The 18,891-nt window shown below is 72.3% G+C and carries 19 protein-coding genes and 1 pseudogene; 7 read left to right on the top strand and 13 right to left on the bottom strand.

The features are described from left to right. Positions 1 to 45: 45 nt before the first annotated feature. Positions 46 to 1,440, bottom strand: coding sequence for an ABC transporter permease (locus tag ASG05_RS12850; RefSeq protein ID WP_056261447.1), 1,395 nt, complete (start codon positions 1,438 to 1,440; stop codon positions 46 to 48). Next, positions 1,437 to 2,264, bottom strand: a complete 828-nt coding sequence (locus ASG05_RS12845; RefSeq protein WP_082486774.1) for an ABC transporter ATP-binding protein — start codon at positions 2,262 to 2,264, stop codon at positions 1,437 to 1,439. The genes ASG05_RS12850 and ASG05_RS12845 overlap by 4 nt, the downstream gene beginning before the upstream one ends. 171 nt (positions 2,265 to 2,435) lie before the next feature. Between ASG05_RS12845 and ASG05_RS12840 the strand changes: the two genes are divergently transcribed. After that, positions 2,436 to 2,915, top strand: coding sequence for a hypothetical protein (locus ASG05_RS12840; protein ID WP_056261445.1), 480 nt, complete (start codon positions 2,436 to 2,438; stop codon positions 2,913 to 2,915). An 813-nt stretch (positions 2,916 to 3,728) separates the two neighbouring features. Next, complete coding sequence (locus tag ASG05_RS12835; RefSeq protein ID WP_056261720.1) at positions 3,729 to 4,706, top strand: intradiol ring-cleavage dioxygenase; 978 nt, start codon at positions 3,729 to 3,731, stop codon at positions 4,704 to 4,706. Positions 4,707 to 4,861: 155 nt separating this feature from the next. Here the strand turns inward: ASG05_RS12835 and ASG05_RS12830 are convergent, their stop codons facing one another. After that, on the bottom strand, positions 4,862 to 5,683 hold the full coding sequence (locus ASG05_RS12830) for a family 16 glycosylhydrolase (protein ID WP_200936848.1): 822 nt from the start codon (positions 5,681 to 5,683) through the stop codon (positions 4,862 to 4,864). 107 nt (positions 5,684 to 5,790) lie between these two features. Further along, positions 5,791 to 7,578 (bottom strand): hypothetical protein, encoded by a 1,788-nt coding sequence (locus ASG05_RS12825; RefSeq protein ID WP_082486773.1) that lies wholly within the window; start codon positions 7,576 to 7,578, stop codon positions 5,791 to 5,793. Between the two features lie 396 nt (positions 7,579 to 7,974). Between ASG05_RS12825 and ASG05_RS12820 the strand changes: the two genes are divergently transcribed. After that, positions 7,975 to 9,267, top strand: coding sequence for a hypothetical protein (locus tag ASG05_RS12820; protein ID WP_056261439.1), 1,293 nt, complete (start codon positions 7,975 to 7,977; stop codon positions 9,265 to 9,267). Between the two features lie 149 nt (positions 9,268 to 9,416). On the opposite strand, the gene ASG05_RS12815 is transcribed toward ASG05_RS12820, so the two are convergent. Beyond that, on the bottom strand, positions 9,417 to 10,022 hold the full coding sequence (locus tag ASG05_RS12815; RefSeq protein ID WP_056261437.1) for a hypothetical protein: 606 nt from the start codon (positions 10,020 to 10,022) through the stop codon (positions 9,417 to 9,419). Between the two features lie 74 nt (positions 10,023 to 10,096). Here ASG05_RS12815 and ASG05_RS12810 point away from each other — a divergent pair, with 74 nt between their 5' ends. Beyond that, the gene (locus tag ASG05_RS12810) at positions 10,097 to 10,693 is read left to right on the top strand and encodes a hypothetical protein (protein ID WP_056261433.1); all 597 of its coding nucleotides are present in this window, start codon (positions 10,097 to 10,099) and stop codon (positions 10,691 to 10,693) included. Between the two features lie 18 nt (positions 10,694 to 10,711). Here ASG05_RS12810 and ASG05_RS12805 read toward each other — a convergent pair whose 3' ends face one another. Further along, the gene (locus ASG05_RS12805; RefSeq protein WP_056261431.1) at positions 10,712 to 11,281 is read right to left on the bottom strand and encodes a GNAT family N-acetyltransferase; all 570 of its coding nucleotides are present in this window, start codon (positions 11,279 to 11,281) and stop codon (positions 10,712 to 10,714) included. A gap of 249 nt (positions 11,282 to 11,530) precedes the next feature. On the opposite strand from ASG05_RS12805, the gene ASG05_RS16450 reads away from it, so the two are divergent. Continuing rightward, positions 11,531 to 11,683 (top strand): hypothetical protein, encoded by a 153-nt coding sequence (locus ASG05_RS16450; RefSeq protein WP_157490230.1) that lies wholly within the window; start codon positions 11,531 to 11,533, stop codon positions 11,681 to 11,683. Positions 11,684 to 11,800: 117 nt separating this feature from the next. On the opposite strand, the gene ASG05_RS12800 is transcribed toward ASG05_RS16450, so the two are convergent. Both ASG05_RS12800 and ASG05_RS16750 read right to left on the bottom strand, forming a co-directional pair. Next, positions 11,801 to 13,561, bottom strand: coding sequence for an MDR family MFS transporter (locus ASG05_RS12800; protein ID WP_082486772.1), 1,761 nt, complete (start codon positions 13,559 to 13,561; stop codon positions 11,801 to 11,803). A 7-nt stretch (positions 13,562 to 13,568) separates the two neighbouring features. Continuing rightward, positions 13,569 to 14,282, bottom strand: a complete 714-nt coding sequence (locus tag ASG05_RS16750) for a TetR/AcrR family transcriptional regulator (RefSeq protein ID WP_056261428.1) — start codon at positions 14,280 to 14,282, stop codon at positions 13,569 to 13,571. Between the two features lie 213 nt (positions 14,283 to 14,495). On the opposite strand from ASG05_RS16750, the gene ASG05_RS12790 reads away from it, so the two are divergent. Next, positions 14,496 to 14,759 (top strand): hypothetical protein, encoded by a 264-nt coding sequence (locus ASG05_RS12790; RefSeq protein WP_056261424.1) that lies wholly within the window; start codon positions 14,496 to 14,498, stop codon positions 14,757 to 14,759. Positions 14,760 to 14,781: 22 nt separating this feature from the next. Here ASG05_RS12790 and ASG05_RS12785 read toward each other — a convergent pair whose 3' ends face one another. The 5 genes and pseudogenes from ASG05_RS12785 to ASG05_RS12770 all read right to left on the bottom strand — a co-directional run bounded on the left by ASG05_RS12785 (position 14,782) and on the right by ASG05_RS12770 (position 17,131). Beyond that, positions 14,782 to 15,312 (bottom strand): DUF6036 family nucleotidyltransferase, encoded by a 531-nt coding sequence (locus ASG05_RS12785; protein WP_056261421.1) that lies wholly within the window; start codon positions 15,310 to 15,312, stop codon positions 14,782 to 14,784. After that, a complete protein-coding gene (locus tag ASG05_RS12780; protein ID WP_235491511.1) occupies positions 15,309 to 16,037 on the bottom strand; it encodes a hypothetical protein in 729 nt (242 codons plus the stop codon). Before ASG05_RS12780 ends, ASG05_RS12785 begins: the two co-directional genes overlap by 4 nt. Before the next feature lie 6 nt (positions 16,038 to 16,043). Beyond that, a pseudogene (locus tag ASG05_RS17060) lies at positions 16,044 to 16,160 on the bottom strand (helix-turn-helix domain-containing protein); the annotation flags it as partial. Between the two features lie 163 nt (positions 16,161 to 16,323). After that, the gene (locus ASG05_RS12775) at positions 16,324 to 16,593 is read right to left on the bottom strand and encodes a hypothetical protein (RefSeq protein ID WP_056261415.1); all 270 of its coding nucleotides are present in this window, start codon (positions 16,591 to 16,593) and stop codon (positions 16,324 to 16,326) included. A 73-nt stretch (positions 16,594 to 16,666) separates the two neighbouring features. Next, complete coding sequence (locus ASG05_RS12770; protein ID WP_056261412.1) at positions 16,667 to 17,131, bottom strand: MarR family winged helix-turn-helix transcriptional regulator; 465 nt, start codon at positions 17,129 to 17,131, stop codon at positions 16,667 to 16,669. Positions 17,132 to 17,412: 281 nt separating this feature from the next. On the opposite strand from ASG05_RS12770, the gene ASG05_RS12765 reads away from it, so the two are divergent. Next, entirely contained in the window at positions 17,413 to 18,711 is a 1,299-nt protein-coding gene (locus ASG05_RS12765; protein ID WP_056261409.1) for an NAD(P)/FAD-dependent oxidoreductase, read from the top strand. Positions 18,712 to 18,891: the final 180 nt, after the last annotated feature.

Below are 18,891 nucleotides of genomic sequence, written 5' to 3'. Positions count from 1 at the left end.
GCAACCCGAGGAGGCGCGGCGTCGGTCCTGCGTGACGGCCGTCGGTCAGCGGGCGGCGAGCGCCTCGACCGGGGTGACCGACGTGGCACGTCGGGCCGGGACGAGCGCGGCGACCCCGGCCAGCACGGCGGCGGTCAGGGCGAGCCCGACGAGCAGCGGCACGGGCAACGTCGGGGCGATCAACGCTCCGTCGTTGACCGAGCCGAGCAGCGCCTGGGCTCCGGCCCAGCCGTAGACGACTCCGAGCGCGACCCCGACGACGATCGCCGTCAGCGCCATCTGCGTCGCCTCGAGCAGGATCATGCGACGCACCTGACCCGCGGTCGAGCCGACCGCGCGCAGCAGCCCCAGCTCGCGCCTCCGTTGCAGCACGCTCAGCGACATGTCGTTGACCATGCCGACGGCCGCGATGACGGCCGAGAACCCGACCAGGCCGGCGACGACCAGCAGCGTCGTGCTGAAGAACTGGTCGAGCTGGGCGGCGTACGTCGGGTCCTGCTCGAGCGTGTGGACGAACGTGCGCAGCGTCTCGAGGGCGACCGACAGGGTGGTGACGAGGGTCACGCCGATCACGACGCCGATCGTGGCGCGGGTGCTGCGCTCGGGGTGGCGCACCGCGTTCTCGGCGGCGAGGCGGGCCACCTGGCTCGGGCCGAAGGCCCGGCCGACGGCGTGCAGCACGGCGGGCATGAGGGCGTGTGCTCCGACGACGACCCCGGTGAACGACAGCACCCCGCCGGCGAACGCGACCAGCACGCCCGTCGGGTCGGCCAGGCCGACGACGACGCCGGCGACGAGCAGCAGGCCCCCGCCGACGACCAGCAGGGTGGCGATCACCGTCCGCACGACGCGGCGGCTGCGGCCGGGCAGCGGAGCGTCCTGCGCGGCGTCGGTGGCCTGCAACGGCGTCACCTGCAGCACGCGGCGCGAGCCGACCCAGGCCGCGGCGACCGTGGTCAGCACGACCGCGACGGCCGGGACGAGCCCGACGACCGAGACGTACGAGTAGGCGAGGTCGGGCAGGTGGCCCTGCGCGACGAGCACCCGGACGGCGACGACGACGAGCGCGACGCCGGCCAGGATGCCGATCACGGCCCCGGCGAGGCCGACCACGAGACCCTCGCGGGCGACGGCCCGACGCTGGTCACGGGCCGACGAGCCGAGCAGCCGCAGCAGGGCGATGGTCGGCGTCCGGCCGGCGACCACGGTGGCGAAGGTGTTGCTGGTGACGATGGCCGCGACGTAGAGGGCCAGGCCGACGAAGACGGAGGCGGCGGCACCGAGCAGGCCCGTGACGGTGACGCTCGACGAGACGGCCGACGCGGCGACGACCTGCTCGACCACGTGCGTGAGGCCGAGCAGCGCGACCCCGAAGGTGGTGCCGAGGGCGGCCACGAGGATGCTCGGACGGTGCTCGAGCAGCTGGTCGCGGGCGCTCACGCGACACGCTCCAGGTCGAGCATGACGCCCGAGATCTCGGCCGCGCTGCTGCGGTCGACCTCGTGGACGATGCGACCGTCGGCGAGGAACACCACGCGGTCGGCGTAGCTGGCGGCCACCGGGTCGTGGGTCACCATGGCGATGCTCTGGCCGTGGTCGGTCGAGGCGGTGCGCAGCACGTCGAGCACGTCGCGGCCCGCCTTCGAGTCGAGGTTGCCGGTGGGCTCGTCGGCGAAGATCAGGTCGGGCCGGGTGGCCAGGGCGCGGGCGATGGCGACGCGCTGCTGCTGGCCGCCCGAGAGCTGGTGGGGCCGGTGGGTCAGTCGGGCGCCGAGGCCGAGCGTGGCGACGAGCCAGTCGATCCAGGCCCGCTCGTCGGCGGTGGCGCGACGGCCGTCGAGGCGGAACGGCAGCTCGATGTTGGCCGACACGTCGAGGGTCGGCACGAGGTTGAAGGCCTGGAACACGAAGCCGATGCGGCGACGACGCAGCAGCGTCAGCTGGGTGTCGTCGAGGCCGGTGATGTCGGTGTCGCCGAGCAGCACCGTCCCCGAGGTGGCCGAGTCGAGGCCGGCCGTGATGTGCATCAGCGTCGACTTGCCCGAACCGCTCGGGCCCATCACGGCGGTGAAGCGACCGGCCGGCAGGTCGAGCGAGACGTCGCGCAGCGCGTCGACGCGGCCGTCGCCCTGACCGAAGGACTTCGTGACGTGGCGGACGCGCGCGACGGGCGCCGCGCCTCCTCGGGTCGGGTCGGCGGGCCGGGTGGTGGGGTCGGACGAGGAGGCGCGGGTCGCGCCGGTCGCGGAGGTCGATTCGTTCATGTCATCCATCGTCGCCGGGGCCCCGGCACCGGGACATGACGCGGCCCCACGGACTCGCGCGGGGGTTATCCCCCGCGGGTGCCGGGCAGTAGGGTACGGACGAGCCGTGAGACGACGACGTCCGGGCCGACCGCGGGTGGGCTGGGCCGACCCGATGACGAGGGGGACATCGTGACCGACCGCCGAGGCCTGGGTCAGGCCGACACCGCGACCGGGGCGGGCGCGGCCCAACCGCGCGTGGCGTTCACCGCCACCCCGTTCGTGACGCTGATCGCCCTCTCGCCGATCGTCGCGATGGCGCTGACCGTCGTCGTCATGCGGGGCGCGCTCGAACAGGCCGTGCCGGGCAGGACGGGTGTCGACGCCGCCGACCTGGGCCTCGTGCAGGTCGTCTCGCTGGTGCTCTGGGTCGGCATCGTCGTGCTCGCCTGGCTCGACCACCGGACGCTTCGCGGACGAGGCCTCGAGCGACCCTTCGCCTGGGGGTGGGCCCTCCTCGGCCCGTTGGTCTACCTGATCGGTCGCAGCGTCGTCGTGCGCCGGCGGGTCGGCGGCAGCGCCGCACCGCTCTGGCTCTACCTCGGGTTGACCGTCCTCGGGTCGATCGTCGCCACGATCGTCGTCGTGTCGTCGGGGGTGCCCACGGCGTGACCGTCAAGGGGTCGGCACCGTCGACTCCCTCTGCACCTCCGACGGGACACGTCAAGGGGGTCGGGCGAGCGCTCGACAAGGGCGGCACGACGCCGTACGGTTCACCTACCGTTCGGACCGGCTCCTCGGGTCGCTGACCACGCCACGAACCACCGTCAGCCCAGACCTCGCTGATCAGGCCGCGCGACTTGCGCCCTCGAGGTCCCACCCGTTGATCTCGTGAGCGCAAGCAGTCCCATCCGACGGGGCTGCGAATCGGCGGACACCTGGTCCTCGAATCGCCAGGTGTCCGCTGACCGGACCCGACGTCCGTACAGGACCTCGTGGACACCCCTCGGGTGGCTGGTCGTACCCCGGTGAACCTGAGAACGCGTCCCGACTAGGGCGCGTAGCGTCTGCCAGGTCGAAGACGTTTCTTGCGTCTTCATTGGCCGGTGTTGCTTGCATCCCTGCCCGTGAAGCTCATGCGACAACATCGGCATCTGGGGCACGGCTGCGGACTCTTCCGCGGCCGTGCCCCTCTCTCGTCTCCGAGATCTCGCGCGACACCCTCGCGTAGCTGCGCACACTCGCCGGCTGACGCACCCCCGCGAGCGGAAACCCGAGACCCCAGGAAGCCGCCGAGACCCCGCCGCGCGCGCGGGTGTCTCGGCGATTTCCTGGGGTCTCGGCGACCACCTCCTTCATGGGTGGCTCATCGGAGGCGCAGGGGCGGGTCATCGGGACGGGCGTCAGGCTGACGGCGATCCCACGGGGCGACCGGCCCCCGGCCGATCGACCCGAGCCGACCAGCCCCGAGCCGAGAGCGTGACCATGAGCGACCGACGCCCCGCCCGCATCCCCGAACCCGACCGCACCCCCGACGGGCCCGCCTACGAGGGCCGCCTGCTCGACCGCGCCGACGACGAGGTCGTCGACCAGGGCGTCGCCTTCGACCTGCGGACGCTCGTCTCGCGCCGCAGCGTGCTGGGCCTGATCGGGCTCGGCGCGGGCAGCGTCGTCCTCGCGGCCTGCACGTCGGCCGGGGGCTCGAGCGGGACCGGCGCCTCCTCGTCCGCGACGCCGAGCGCCGGTGCCACCGACGGGGCGTCGGGCACGCTGCCCGCGGGCGAGATCCCCGACGAGACGGCCGGGCCCTACCCGGGCGACGGGTCGAACGGGGCCGACGTGCTCGAGCGGTCGGGCATCGTGCGCAGCGACATCCGGTCGAGCCTCGACGGCGGCACCACCGCGGCGGGTGTGCCGATCACCCTGAGCATGACGGTGCTCGACATGGCGAACGGCGACGTGCCGTTCACCGACGTCGCCGTCTACGTCTGGCACTGCGACGCCGCCGGCGGGTACTCGATGTACTCGGACGGCATCATCGACGAGACCTACCTGCGCGGGGTGCAGGTCGCCGACGCGACCGGCACGGTGACGTTCTCGTCGGTGTTCCCGGCCTGTTACTCGGGCCGGTGGCCGCACGTCCACTTCGAGGTCTACACCGACGTGGGGTCGATCACCGACTCGACGAACGCGATCGCCACGTCACAGCTCGCCCTGCCCGAAGACGTCTGCCGCACGGTCTACGGGCTCTCGGAGTACGACGGCTCGACGGCGAACCTCGACCGGGTCAGCCTCGCGAACGACAACGTCTTCAGCGACGACAGCGGGGCGCTGCAGCTGCCGACGGTGACCGGCGACGCGACGTCGGGCTACGCGCTGGCCCTGACCGTCCGCGTCGACACGGGCACGGCGCCCACCGCCGGTGCCGCGCCCGGTGGCGGCGGTGCCCCCGACTCGCGCTGAACCGCCGAGACCACAGGAACCCGCCGAGACCCTCGCACGCGCGCGGGTGCCTCGGCGGGTTCCTGGGGTCTGGGGGCGACGGAAGGAGGCGCGGTGCGAGACCTCCTCGCACCGCGCCTCCTCGGCGAATCCGCCGACAGCCCGCCTACTGCCGCCTACTGGTAGACGCGCACGTAGTCGACCTTCATCTGTTGCGGCAGCTGGGTGCTGCCGTCCGGGTAGCCGGGCCAGGCACCGCCGACCGCGACGTTGAGGATGAGGAAGAACGGCTTGTCGAACACCCAGGGGTCGCCGCCGGTGCTGGCCGGCGTGACCTGGTGGTAGACCTGGCCGTCGACCGACCAGGTGATCGAGCCGGGCGCCCAGTCGACCGCGAAGGTGTGGAAGTCGTCCGCGAACGACCAGCCCTGGGGGTGCTGGTACGTGCTCGTCAGCCCTTCGCCGCCCGAGTAGCCCGGGCCGTGCACGGTGCCGTGGACGCGGTGCGGCTCGAAGCCGACGTTCTCCATGACGTCGATCTCACCCGCGCTCGGCCAGCCGGCGTTCGGCAGGTCGGCGCCGAGCATCCAGAACGCCGGCCAGATGCCCTGGCCCCGCGGGATCTGGATGCGCGCCTCGACCCGGCCGTACTGCGCCGTGTACTTGTTCTGCGTGGTCAGGCGTGCCGACGTGTACGAGCCGTCGCCCTCGCGCTTCGCGGTGATGACGAGGTTGCCGTTGCCGTCGAGCGCCGAGTTCGAGCGTGAGCTGGTGTAGTTCTGCAGCTCGCCGTTGCCCCAGCCGCCCCCTCCGGTCTCGAGGTTCCAGACCGAGGGGTCGGGGGCGCTGCCCGCGCCGCCGTCGAACTCCTGCGACCAGACGATCGCCTGCTGGGCCGAGGCGTCGGCCGAAGCCGGGGCCGGTGCGGCGGCGACCGTGGTCGCGGCCAGTGCTGCGGCGGCGGCCAGGCCGACGCCGGTCAGGATGCGTCTCTTCACGGGTCTCTCCGTTCTCGTCGTGCGGGCGGTGCGTGTGGTGGTGCTCGTGGTCGTCGCGCGTGCGGTGGTGTGCGCGGTCGCGCGTGCGGCCGTCTCGTCGCGTGCGGTCACGGGTACGTCACCACCCGGCTCGGGACGGTGTTGCCCGCGGGCGTGGGCACCGAGGCGCCGACGCCGTTGATGACGCTCGAGATCGTGCCGACGTCGCCGAGCGAGACCGTGAAGACGCCGTGGGCCTTGACGCCCGAGGTGCGGGGCACCTCGAACGCCTGCGCCAGTCGCACCTGCGGGTTGGCGTTGAAGAACGAGTACACGCCGCCACCCCAGATCTCGTGGCTGGTCACCCCGTCGGCGACCTTGTAGGCCGCCCACCCCTCGCCGGTCGGGCTCTGCCACGAGGCATTGTCCGGCACGTCGTAGGGCAGCTCGTTCTGGAAGAAGATCGTGCGGCCGCGCTCGCCGTTCCAGATCACCTGGTACTGCTGGTAGTGCTCGACGAACAGGCCGGTGGCGAGCACGTCGTCACCGTTCACCTCGACGCCGGTCGCGCCGCGGTTGACCGTCCAGCCGGTGGGGGCACCGCCGTGGTCGGCACGCCAGGCCCAGATGTGGTCGACGATCGTGTCGTCCGAGTTCACCTGCAGCGTGGTCGTCGCGTTGCCTTGGATGCTCGAGCCGACGCGGAAGTACACGTCCTGCACGCTCTGCGGGTTCGCCGCGTGGTCGACGTGCGAGCCGGTCGTGCCGAGGCGCATCAGCTGGTCGCTGTTCTGCGTGCCGGCGTCGACGACGAGACCCGAGACGTTCACCCCGGCCACGTCCGCCGTGGTCAGCACGGCGTTGCCGCTGGTCGGCACGAGCGTCGGGAACCCGATGCCGGTGACGACGGTGTCGGCCCGCGTGACCTCGATCGCCTGGTCGAGCGAGTAGGTGCCCGGCGTGAAGAACAGGTTCAGTCCCTGCGCCAGCGCACCGTTGAGGGTCGCCGCCGAGTCGCCGGGGTGGGCGACGTAGAAGTCGCGCATCGGAAGGTCGCTGCCGGCCGTGTCGGGCCAGGTGACGCCGGACGAGTCACGTTGCAGCGACGGCACGAACACGTGGTAGTCGCCCGAGTCGTCGACGTAGAGGTACGGCTTCTCGCGCGTGACCGGGGTCGTGGCGAGGGTCGTGTAGCTCTTCGCGAAGTCGTTCGCGGGGGCACCCTGCACGCCCGAGAAGGTCATGTTCCAGTTGCCGCCCTGCCACGACCCGAGGGTCGAGTCGCGGGTGTACCACTGCTGCTGCGAGCCCGAGGTGACGGTGCCGTCGACCTTGCTGTCGGCGATGTACCCGCCGGACGAGTAGCCCCGGCCGCCGTCCTGGTTCGACGGGCCCATGGTCAGGTCGCCCCTGATGTGCACGCGGCGCATGGGCGCGGCCTGCGACACGGCCCAGCGGTCGACGCCCGACTCGGGTTCGACGGCCAGGTTCTCGACCGAGCGCCAGAAGTTCTGGGTCGCGTTCTTCTCGTCACCGTAGTTCCAGCCCGAGTCGACGTTGACGGCGCCCTGGATCGTGACGTCGTCGGGGTTCTTGCCGAGCCCCTGCAGCGCCGTGTAGAAGCCGAGGTTGGCGAAGACCCGGCCGTAGGTGCCGGGCTCGAACAAGAAGGCGTGGCGCTGGTCGCCGAACTGCGCCGTGGGGTTGCGCAGCTGCGCGTCGAAGGCCGCGTCGATGTCGGCCTGGATGGTCGAGGCCGGCACGCTCGGGTCGTACACGGTCACGTTAGGGCCGAAGTCCGGCCGGTCGCTCGTCGCCACCGCGGCCGTGCCCCCGGCTGCCGCCTGTGCCGCGAGGGCCGGCAGGACCGCCCCCACGACGCTCGCCGCGACCCCCGCCGCGATCACTGTCCTCATCCGTCTGTTCATGATCTTCTCGTCTCCGGTGGCGTCGTTGCCACCCGTTCGGACGGTACGCCCGCATCGCAGGCGAAACAAGACCCCCCTGTCCATCACGCGAACGGGGGGTACGAGAAAAGTGCGGAGACTGCAGGAGGCGCGGTGCCGGTCGCCCCGGCACCGCGCCTCCTCGGGCCCCTCGGTTCCCGGCGCCAGGCCGTGGCGCTCTCGTGGAGGACTCCGCCCTCGTGTTCCGTCCGTACCCGCGGACCGCGGGTCGGGGGACAACTCGATCACGGTCTCATCACGACGACGCCCACGGGGAACTCCGCCCCTGGGCCGACGCGACCGTGCTGTCTACAGTCGAGCGACCGCGCTCGCCCGACGCGCGGCACCACTCGTCCCGGGGGAACAATGTCCAGATCACGCCGTCTCGGCGCCGCCACCGCCCTGCCCGCCGCCGCGCTCGCCGCGGCGCTCGTCCTCGCGCCGACCACGGCCTTCGCCGCCGACGGTGACCCCGCGGCCGTGGACGGCGCCGCGTCGACGGGGTCCGTCCCCGCCGCAGAGGCCGCGCCGACCGAGACCGGCCCGGCCACGGAGACGCCCGCCGCGGACGAGCCTGCCGCCCCCGCGGCCGACACCGACGAGGTCGTCGCCTCCGACGGAGACGCGACCGGCGCCTCCGGGTCATCCGCGGGTACCGACGGTGACGCGACCGGGCACGACACGACGCCCGTCGGCGTGGTCCCCGTCGAGACCGCCGCACCCGCCGAGGTCGCGCCGGCGGACGAGGAGCCCGTCGCCGACGGACCCCGCGTGTCCTCCTTCGACGGGGCCGTCCGTCCCGGCCAGGGGACCGACGTCTACGCCGAGGGCTTCACGCCCGGCGACCTCGTCCACGTCACCGTCGTGGGTGCCGACCCGGCGGACGACGTCGTGTCCCCCCTGCGCCCCCGCTTCGACGAGGACGGCCTGGCGCAACTGACGGTCCTGCTGCCGGAGGACTTCCCCGCTGGCGTCGTCGTCACGGTGACCATCTCGGACGATCACGACCGTTCGGCCTCGACCGACCTCGAGGTCCTCGAGTTCGTCCCGGCCCCTCGGCTCGAGGTACCCGACGGCGCCACGGCAGGCGTCGTCACCGTGACCGGCGACGGTGGCATCCCCGGGGGCTACGCCCTCGTCGAGGTGTTCGACGGCGACACCCCGCTGACCGACCAGTTCACCGGCGACCCCGCCCACGACGAGCAGCTCGGAACCGAGCCCGCCGCCCCGGTCGACAGCCCGGCGATCGACGTCGACGTCGATCCCGTCCCGTACGAGACCTCGGGCTACGCGTCCGCGGCGGTGTCCGTCGACTCGTCCGGTCGGTTCTCGGCACGCTTCGTCCTGCCCGCGGGCGACTTCGCGACGGACGCGTTCACCATCGACGCCGACCTGACGAACCAGAGCGACTTCTCCGGTGCGCTGGCGTTCTCGGTCGCCCCCGCCGTGACCGTCCCCGTCGCCACGACCCCGGTCTCGGCGGCCCCGACCGCGCTGCCGGTGCGTCCGGTCGCCGCCGTGACCCCCGCTCGCTCGTCGTCGCTCGCCTACACCGGCTCGGACCCCTCGGGAGCGCTCGGCTGGGCCGCCGCGTCCGTGCTCGCGGGGGCAGGCGCACTCGTCGCCGGACGCCTGCGGCTGCGGCTGCGTCGCCGCTGAGCCGACCCGCGTCGGCCCGCCACGCCGCCACATCGCCACGAAGTACACAGCCCGCCACGAGATCCCGTGGCGGGCTGTGTACTTCGTGGCGGCACAGGTCGGGGCGGCGTGGACCAGGCCGGCGGCGGTCGTGGCGGCGCCGGACGGCGTCAGGGCGCGGGTTCGCCGGGAGCCGGTGGGTCGCGGACGACCTGCTCTGCCCCGGCCTTGTCGAGCATCCCCGGGAAGTTGAACCGCGCGAACTTCCCCGTCGGGTCGTGCGGGCTCACCGGACGCGCGATCGAGGAGGCGCGGATCACCTCGATGAGCAGGTCGCGTCGGGCGTCGTCGAGCACGGGCGTCGCCCGCTCGCGCAGCAGGACGGAGACCGACGGGCGGCGACCACGCGCGAGCTTCAGCAGCAGCCCGGCCTCGTCGTCGTTCGGCACCGGGACGAGTTCTGCCCGGGTGATCTCGGCGAAGGGGACGACCCGCCGCCCGATGCGCAACCGCCGACCCCCCAGGTCGACGGCGAAGGGTGCGTTCAGCCAGAGCACGACGTTCCAGACGACGGCGGCGATCGTCGCCCAGAGCACGAACCAGATCGGCACGGCGATGAGGCCGAAGAGGTCGACCGGCGAGTCGCCCGCCGACTTCGAGAAGAAGGCGCTGGCCGTCCCGAGCAGCACGGTCGCCGGCATCGCCACGCGCATGAGGCGCACGAGCAGACGCAGCTTCGGCTCGTCGTCGAAGACGACCCAGGTCTCGTCGGGCATGCCGTCACCGTACCGGGCCGGCGCCCCCGGCTGCCCCGAGCGCCCGTCCCCTCCCCCGGAGTAGACAGTCCCTCATGGACAAGGCCGCCCTCGACCCACCCCGGTCCGCCTCGGAGAAGGCGCTGCAGTCCCGTCAGCTGTTCCAGGTGGCCCTGCAAGTCCTGCTGGTCGTGCTCTTCGTCGCCCAGCTGAGTTTCCGGGCCGAGACCGGAGGCCACGACGGCATCTGGTTCGTGATGCTCGCCTTCGTCGTCGCGTTGGCGGCGGCCGACGCCGTCCTGGTGGTGCGCCTCCTGGCCGTCACGTCGTGGCGGAGGCTCCCCGTCCGACCGGACGAGCGCCTCCTCTGGGGCACGTTCGCCGAGCGCGTGCTGCCGTCAGGAGGCGCGGCGTACCCCGGTCGCTTCGCCCTGTCCACGACGCGGTTGCGCTACCTGCCCGACCCGATCTCGCGCCTCCGTGGAGCGGTGGCCGAGGAATGGCCCGCCGCGGCCCTGCACGACGTCCGCGTCACCCCGGTCGACGCGCGCCGTCGCCGACGCGGCGGGCGCTGGGTGATGGTCGACGTCGAGGGCGGCGACCCGATCACGCTGATGTCGGCCGAGGCGCACCTCGTGGCGGACGAGCTGTTCGAGGCCCTGAGCGTCGCCACGCCGGCACCCCGCGACTGACGCCCGCTGCCGGACCCCTCAGGCGAGCCGCGCCTCCAGGCCGGCCCGCACGTCGGGCCACTCCGACCGGACGATCGAGAAGTAGGCCGTGTCGCCGACCGATCCGTCGGCGGCGACCCGGTGCGACCGCAGCACGCCCTCGGGCACGGCGCCCAGCCGCCGGATGGCCGACGCGCTGCGGAGGTTCCGCGCGTCGCAGCGCAGCGCCACCCGGTTCAGCCCGAGGGCGTCGAACGCGTGCGTGAGCAGCAGCAGCTTCGTGGCGGGGTTCGTCCGTCCGCCCCAGAACGCCCGGCCGTACCAGGTGCTGCCGATCTCGACCCGGCCCTGCGCCGGCACGAGGTCGTAGAGCGTCGTCGTGCCGCGCACCTCGCCGTCGTCCGCGCCGCGCACGGTGAAAGCGAGAGTCGTCGGGTTCGCGAGCTGCGCCTCCACGTGCCGGGCGTAGGCCGCGACGCTCGCCGGTCGGGGGCTGATCATGCCCGCCCACAACTCGTCGTCGGTCAGCGGCCACAACGCGGCCGCGTCGTCGACCTCGAGCGGGTCGAGGCGCACGCCGCCGCCGGCCAGCCGCACGTCGTGGATCACCGGACTCCGCCTCGCGCACTCATGGCCACCACCCTACGAAGGGCCGCGACCGCGACGCCACCCGCGCGCTTCGTCCCTCACGTCTCGCGTCTCGCGTCTCGCGTCTCGCGACTCGCGTCTCGCACCGCCCCGCACATCCGCTACGGTGATCGCGCGGTCGCCCACGAACTGGGGGCCGCGGCACGACCCCACCGTGCCGCACCATCGTCAGACGCGTCCGACCCGACGGGCCCGCCCGAGGAGACAGCCATGAGCACCCACAGCACCCCCAGCCGCCTGCGCGAGGACGACGTCGACGGCGTCGTCTGGGACGCCGCCCAGGAGGCGCGCCTCGCGTCCGCCCCCGCCCGCACCTCGACGGCTGCGGCGACCCTGCCGACCCCGGGCCCCGCCGCGGTCTGACCCGGCGCCCCCGCGCTTGCGCCCGCGCCCACCAGAACGCAAAACACCGTCGAGTGGACAAGGCACCGCCGCAGAACGCGGTGTGCCGTCCACTCGACGGTGTCGTGGCTCGGTCGACTACGGGCGTTCGGCGTCGGCTCGCTCGTCACGCTCTCGCGCGTCGACCCCCTCAAGCGGCGCGACCGGAGCCCCGGTCGCCACCGCCCCGGCGGTCGCCGCCTCTGAGGCCGCCCCGGCCCCGCGCCGCCCGGCACGCCCGGCGCCGCGACCGTGTGCGGCCCGCTCGGCGGCCTCGAGCTGCTCCGCCTCGTCGCCCGAGAGCGCCTCGCCGCGCGACACCATGCCCGCCACGTCCGACAGCGTGATCTGCGGCAGGAACAGCGACAGCACGAACGCCACCGCGATGAACGGGATCAGGTAGGCGAAGACCGGCGCCAGCGAGTCGGCGTACGCCTCGACGACCAGGCGGCGGATCTGCTCGGGCAGCTGGTTCAGCGTCGCGGGGTCGAGGGTCGCCGTCGCCTGTGAGGCGTCGCCCGCCGAGGCCCCGGCACCCGTGAAGACGTCCGTCAGGTTCGAGGTGAGCCGGCTCGTGAAGAGCGCGCCGAAGATGGCGACGCCGAGCGCGGCACCGACCTCGCGGAAGTAGTTGTTCGTGCTGGTGGCGGTGCCGACGTTCTGGGCGTCGACGGAGTTCTGCACGACGAGCACCACGACCTGCATGATCAGGCCGAGGCCGGCGCCGAACAGGAAGAGGAACACGCAGATCAGCCAGAGCGGGGTGTCGGCCGTCAGGGTGGTGAACAGTGCCATGGCGATGCCGGTGAGGATGGTGCCGACCACCGGGAACACCTTGTACTTGCCCGTCTTGGTGATCAGGTTGCCCGACACGATCGAGGTGCCGATCAGCCCGACCATCATCGGCAGCAGCAGCAGGCCCGACACCGCTGCCGAGGCGCCGGACGACATCTGCAAGAAGGTCGGGACGAACGCGATGGCCGAGAACATGCCGATGCCGAGCACGAAGCCGACGGCCGTCGCGAGGACGAACACCTTGTTGCGGAAGAACGACAACGGGATGATCGGGTCGTCGGCGCGCGACTCGACGAGCACGAACAGCGACGCGGCGATCACGACGCCGGCACCCCAGAGCCACGTCTCGGGCGCACCCCAGCCGTGCTCGTCCTGGCCGCCGAACTCGGTGAAGAAGATGAGGCAGGTGGTCGCGGCCGACAGCAGCACGACCCCGAGCACGTCGATCCGCTTCGTGGCCTTCTTGCTGGGCAGCGTGAGGGCGGCCCAGGTGATGACGAACGCCGCGATGCCGACGGGGATGTTGATGTAGAACGCCCACTGCCAGGTGAGGTGGTCGACGAAGAACCCGCCGAGCAGCGGGCCGCCGATCGCCGACAGGCCGAAGACCGCACCGAGCGGGCCGAGGTACTTGCCGCGCTCGGAGGCGGGCACGATGTCGGCGATGATGGCCTGCGACAGGATCATCAGACCGCCGCCGCCGAGGCCCTGGATCGCGCGGAAGACCACGAACATCCAGAAGTCGCTCGCGAAGGCGCATCCGATGCTGGCCAGCGTGAAGATCGCGATCGCGACGAGGAACAGGTTGCGGCGCCCGAGCACGTCGCCGAACTTGCCGTAGATCGGCATGACGATGGTGGTCGCGAGCAGGTAGGCCGTGGTGATCCAGGCCTGGTGCTCGACGCCGCCGAGCTCGCCGACGATGGTCGGCATGGCCGTCGACACGATCGTCTGGTCGAGGCTCGAGAGCAGCATGCCCGAGATCAGGGCTCCGAAGATGATCCAGATGCGTCTCTTCGTCAGGAGGAAGGGCGCGTCGGCCTTCGCCGTGGTGGTGGTCGTCATGGCTGGGTCACAGCGCCTTTCGGTCGTGGTCGGACGAGGGTGTCGGGGCGGCAGGGGGGGTCGGCGGGGCGGAGCGAGCCGCGGCGGAGGGAGCCGCGACGGTGCTCGCGACGAACAGCTCGCGGGCGATCGCCAGCTGGGTGTCGAGGACGGCGTCGAACCGCTCGTCGGCCCGGCCGTCGACCGAGAAGAACCGTTCGAAGGCGCGCTGGACGAGGCCGGTGAGCAGGGTCACGGCGACGTCGATGCGCGGGTCGCCCTCGTCGAGCTCTTCGTGCGAGGCGACGGCGGCCATCACGCGCCGCCGCTGCTCGTCGCCCTGTCGCATCATCGCGCCGAACAGGCGGGGCTCGCGGTCGAGGGCCGCCTTGAAGTCGGCGGCCTGCCCGCGGGTGAGGCCCACGTTCTCGACCCGCTCGACCACGAGGGCGCCCAGGTCGTCGAAGACCGTGGCGAGAGCCGGGAGGCGCGGGTCACGTCGCGAGGACGCGTACGCGTCGAGCGCCTCGTCGTCGTCGTCCAGCGCGACGCCGACGACGACGTCCTCCTTCGACGCGAAGTGGTTGAAGAAGGTGCGGCGCGAGATGCCCACCGAGGCACAGAGCTCTTCGAGGGTGAAGCCCGAGAGCCCGTGTTCGGCGGTCATCCGGCGGGCCGCGGCGGTCAGGTCGAAGCGGGTGCGGTGCCGACGCTGGGCGGTCTTGCCGGTGGCGATGGCCATCGCGCGCCTCCTCGGTCTCGTCGCGGTTCGTGGTCGGCGACGTCGCCGGGGCCGGATGGCCGAGATCGATGATTGCACTCCGGGGGCTTGAGTGCAATCTTGCCACCTGTGAACCTGCCGAGCGGTGGGGCTGCCTGGGGGCTACGCGGCAGAACGGTCAAGGTCCGCTGGGAACGCCGTCGGTGGGCGGCACCCGTTGCCTACGCTGGCCCGATGAGTGCACCGAGAGCCCGCCGCGTCTGCCTGTCGGTCGCCGGTTTCGCCCTCGTGGCGATCGGTCTGGCCGTGCTGGCGTTCACCTTCGACTGGGACGCCCCGACGATGTTCGGCCTGCCCGCGGGCCTCGCCGGCTTCTCGCTGATGATCGCGGGCGCGATCGTCGCCGAGGTCGGATTCCGCGGCGCGGTCAAGGCCAGGAGGCGCGAGGTCGCGATCCGCAGGCGCGCCCACGTCACCGACCTCGAGCGCACCTCGTAGCGGTCGGCGTCAGACCGTCGGGTCAACCGTCGATCCGATAGCGCCCCAGGTAGACGGCCAGGTCGTCGTAGTCGAGGTCAGGCACCGGATCGTCGCCGACGACCGACCGGGTGATGGTGACGGCATCAGCGACGGACCGGACCCCGAGGTCGTCGAGCAGGTGCTGGATGTCGGCCTCGTCGGTGACGCGGGCCGCTCGCAGCTTGTAGGCCAGGAGGTGGCGACTGGACGCGACGCGCACGGTCAGACCGCCCGTCACGAAGGTCACCGCACCGGCGTCGTCCTCCGAGCCGACGGCGAAGCCAGCACCCTTCACGTTCATCCAGTCGGAAGGAAGGTCGTAGTCGAGCGCCATCGCGCTGACGACGTCGACGAGCTCGGCCCAGTCGCGTGACACCACGTCGATGTCTTCTGTGCTGCGATCCCGGAGGCGGGTGAGCGCCAGGGCGGAGCCGCCGAAGACGTAGACCGAGGCACGTCGCCCGACCGCCTCGAGACGGGCGCCGAGTTCGTCGAGCAGTTCACGGATGTCGTCCTCGACGAAGGCCGTCACGCCCGCTCCAGATCTTCTTGGGTGAGGACGAGGCCCCGATCGGCGAAGTCCCGCGGCGTGCGGGAGCGCCGCCTGGCTTCGTCCGTCGGATCGGGGTGCGCCGCCGCCGACCGGACGACCCAGGACGGATCGAGGGGATCGACCGAGGTCCATTCGGGCACGGGCAGCCCCCGGCCGCGAGAGGAGTGCGCCGTCAAGGCCGCCAACAGGGCGTCGAGCCGCACGTCACCCGTGCCGCCCGGCGCGCGCAGGTAGTCCCCGAGCGCCTCGGGGTCGTCCACGACGCGGAACGAGGCATCGGCTTGCAGGATCACCCGCAGAGCCCAGTCGAAGTCACCGTCGCGAAGCGCGAGTCGAGCCTCGTCGGCCGCCGAGCGGGCGCTCGGCCGACCGAGCTGAGCCATGGTCGTCCGCGCACGGGGCGTACGCTCGCGCCACGACCGCCGGGCCGACGAGAGGACGCCTGCGGCGCGGCGGCGTTCGAGCCCGCGCGACCGTTCGAACGAGCGGGCGACCTCGACCAGTTCATGACGCGTCGTGGCCAGCGACAACGTACGAGCGAGTTCGTCGGTCGTCGACGAGGCGATCAGCGATCGAGCCGATGAGAGCGTCCGGCGGCTGGCCGGCGGGCGACCGGTCGTGCCCGTGAGCTCGGCGAGGGCGACGTCAGCGAGCAGGTGGCCGGGCCGCCCCGCGGCGGGCCTCGCGCCCGCTCGTGAGTCCACGGCATCGTCTGAGAGCACGAACCGCCCCCCGACGCGACGAGCCGGAAGCACGCCGGAGGCCGCGAGTTCTCGCACTCGTCGAGGACTGATGCCCAGACGTCGAGCGGCTTCGGTGGTCGACATCATGCGCAAGAAACCCTCCTGTTCGGGAGGTATTTTTGCACGGAACGCCGAGCTCGTCCAGCCGTGCGCCGAGGTCGTGACGCGCTGGGACGAGTCGCCGGATGCCGACACACCATCGACCGATCGTCGGCCGCACCTGCGTCAGCCCGAGACGGGGTCGGCGTCAGACCGTCATCCACTTGATCGCCGGGTAGAGCACCCGGGCGATCTTGCGGGGGCAGGGGAACGAGGTGCGCGTGCCGTCGTGCTCGGCCAGGGTGATCACGGGCTGGTCGGCGCCCGGCGCGTAGTCGACCGTGGCCAGCGAGTCGGCCGCGATCTCGCGCGTGGTGGGCCGGCCGGCGGTGTCACGCAGGACGTAGACGAGACGGTCGTCGTGCACCTGCATGCCGTGCTGCGCGTCGCCTGACGTCCAGGTCACCGAGAGTCTCACGAGGCGACCCTAGCGGTTCGCGGGCGGGCACGGCTCGACCCGACGCCGGGACGAGGAGGCGCGGCCGCGCCCGTCACGCGACGAGCGACCCGAGGGCGGTGCCCAGGTCGCGGAAGACCGCCTCGGCGACGGGCCTGCGCGAGGCGGGCAGCGCCTCCTCGACGGCCCGGCCGTAGAGGGCTCCGGCGTCGTTGACGCCCGCCGCGCCGTCGGCGGTCAGGGCGAGCACGAAGCTGCGACGGTCGGTCGGGTGCTGCAGTCGCGTCACGAGGCCGGCGGACTCCAGGCGGTCGGCGAGGGCCGTCATCGCCCCCGACGAGAGCCCGAGCGCCTCGCCCACCTTCTTGGGCGGGGTGTCGCCCTGGATCGACAGGTGCACGAGGGCGAGGAAGTCGGTCGAGCCGACGCCGATGCGCTTGGCCAGCTGGTCGTTCGCGAACGCGATCTGCGACTGCAGGTGCTGCAGCGCGATGAGCACGGTGGCGATGTCGCCGCTCTGGGGCGCGACGGGCGCCGAGGCCGTGGGTGAGGGGGTCATGGGGTCTCCGGGGGTTCGGGTGCCACCGCGATCGGGTCCGGGCCTGCGTCAGCGACACGTGTCGCTTTGATGGCAAGCAACTCGACCAGCGAGTAGTTCGACGAACGTAACATCCCGTGCCGTGACCGACAAGACCCCCGGACGGGCCGGAAGCTGGGCACCCCGGAGGGTACGGGCGGGCTCGTGAGGCGAGTAAACTCGCGGCGGACTCGCCGGGCGGGTCCGGCCAACCGGGGTCGACGACGATCCGACGACACGATCGACATCGCAGGAGCACCCCCATGACCGCAGACACCCGTCCCCACGTCGTCATCGTCGGCGGCGGCTTCGCCGGCATCGCGGCGATGAAGTCCTTGCGCGACGCCGACGTCCGCATCACCCTGATCGACCGTCACGTCTACAACATGTTCCAGCCGCTCATGTACCAGGTCGCGACCGGCGGCCTCAACGCCGGCGACGTCACGTACTTCTTGCGGAGCCTGCGCTCGAAGCAGTCCAACGCCGAGTTCCGCCACGGCCTGCTCACCACCGTGCGCGCCGACGACCGCATCATCACCCTGCGCGACGGCGAGGAGATCGCCTACGACGCGCTCGTGCTCGCCAACGGCGTCAACACGAGCTACTTCGGCACGAAGGGCGCCTACGAGTACGCCTACTCGATGTACTCCCGCTCGCAGGCCCTGCGCATCCGCGACGAGCTGTTCACCCAGCTCGAGAACGCGGCGGCCTCGCAGGGCAGCGGCGAGGTGCGCGTGGTGATCGTCGGTGGCGGCGCCACCGGAGTCGAGATGGCGGGTGCCCTGGCCGAACTGCGCGACCAGGCCCTCAAGGACGCCTACCCCGAGATCGACGCCTCGAGCATCACGATCACCCTCGTGCACCGCAGCGCCGAGCTGCTCAAGCCGTTCTCCCCCCGCCTCCGCAAGTACGCGGCCAAGGTGCTGCGCAAGCGCGGCGTCGACCTCCGCCTCGACACCGGCGTCGAAGAGGTGCGCCCCGACGGCGTCGTCACCGCGGAAGGCGAGTTCGTCCCGGCCGAGCTGGTCGTCTGGGCGACCGGCGTCGCCGCCCACGCCGAGGTCGCGGGGTGGGGCGTGCCGCAGACCCACGGCGGCCGCATCCAGGTCAACGACGACCTCACGGTGAAGGGCCTCGACCGCATCTTCGCGGCGGGCGACATCGCCGCCACCGACGACGCCCTCGCCCAGCTGGCGCAGCCGGCGATCCAGGGCGGCGAGCACATCGGCGAGCAGATCGTGCGGATGCTCGCGGGCAAGAAGCTCACGAACTTCAAGTACCACGACAAGGGCACGATGGCGACAGTCGGCACCAACGCCGCCGTCGTGCAGCTGCCGAGCGGCATGACGATGACCGGGCCGGTCGCCTGGCTGCTCTGGGTGTTCGTGCACATCACGAGCCTGCTCGGCAACGGCAACCGCCTGTCGACCCTGACGCACTTCTTCGTGCGCTACCTCTGGGCCCTGCGCAAGCGGGCGATCCCGATCGTCGGCGACGTGCGCCCGGTCCGCCCGAACGGCGACCGCGCCCCCGAGCAGTGGCAGACCGAGAAGGTCGAGTAGCAGGCCGGCCCCGCTGGGTCGGTGGCGGCTCCCGTGAGGTGAGCTGCGCCTCCTGGTCGACCGCGGGCACACGCGAAGAACCCCGTTCACGAAGCCGAACCCCGTTTTGTCGGGGTTCATCTTCGTGAACGGGGTTCGAGGCCGTTCCGAGCCGGGCCGGCGGAGCCGGCCAGACGGGTG

Origin of the sequence: Frigoribacterium sp. Leaf186 (genome assembly GCF_001423905.1) — a bacterium.
Lineage (GTDB): Bacteria > Actinomycetota > Actinomycetes > Actinomycetales > Microbacteriaceae > Frigoribacterium.
This window is presented reverse-complemented; position numbering and strand designations above follow the sequence as displayed.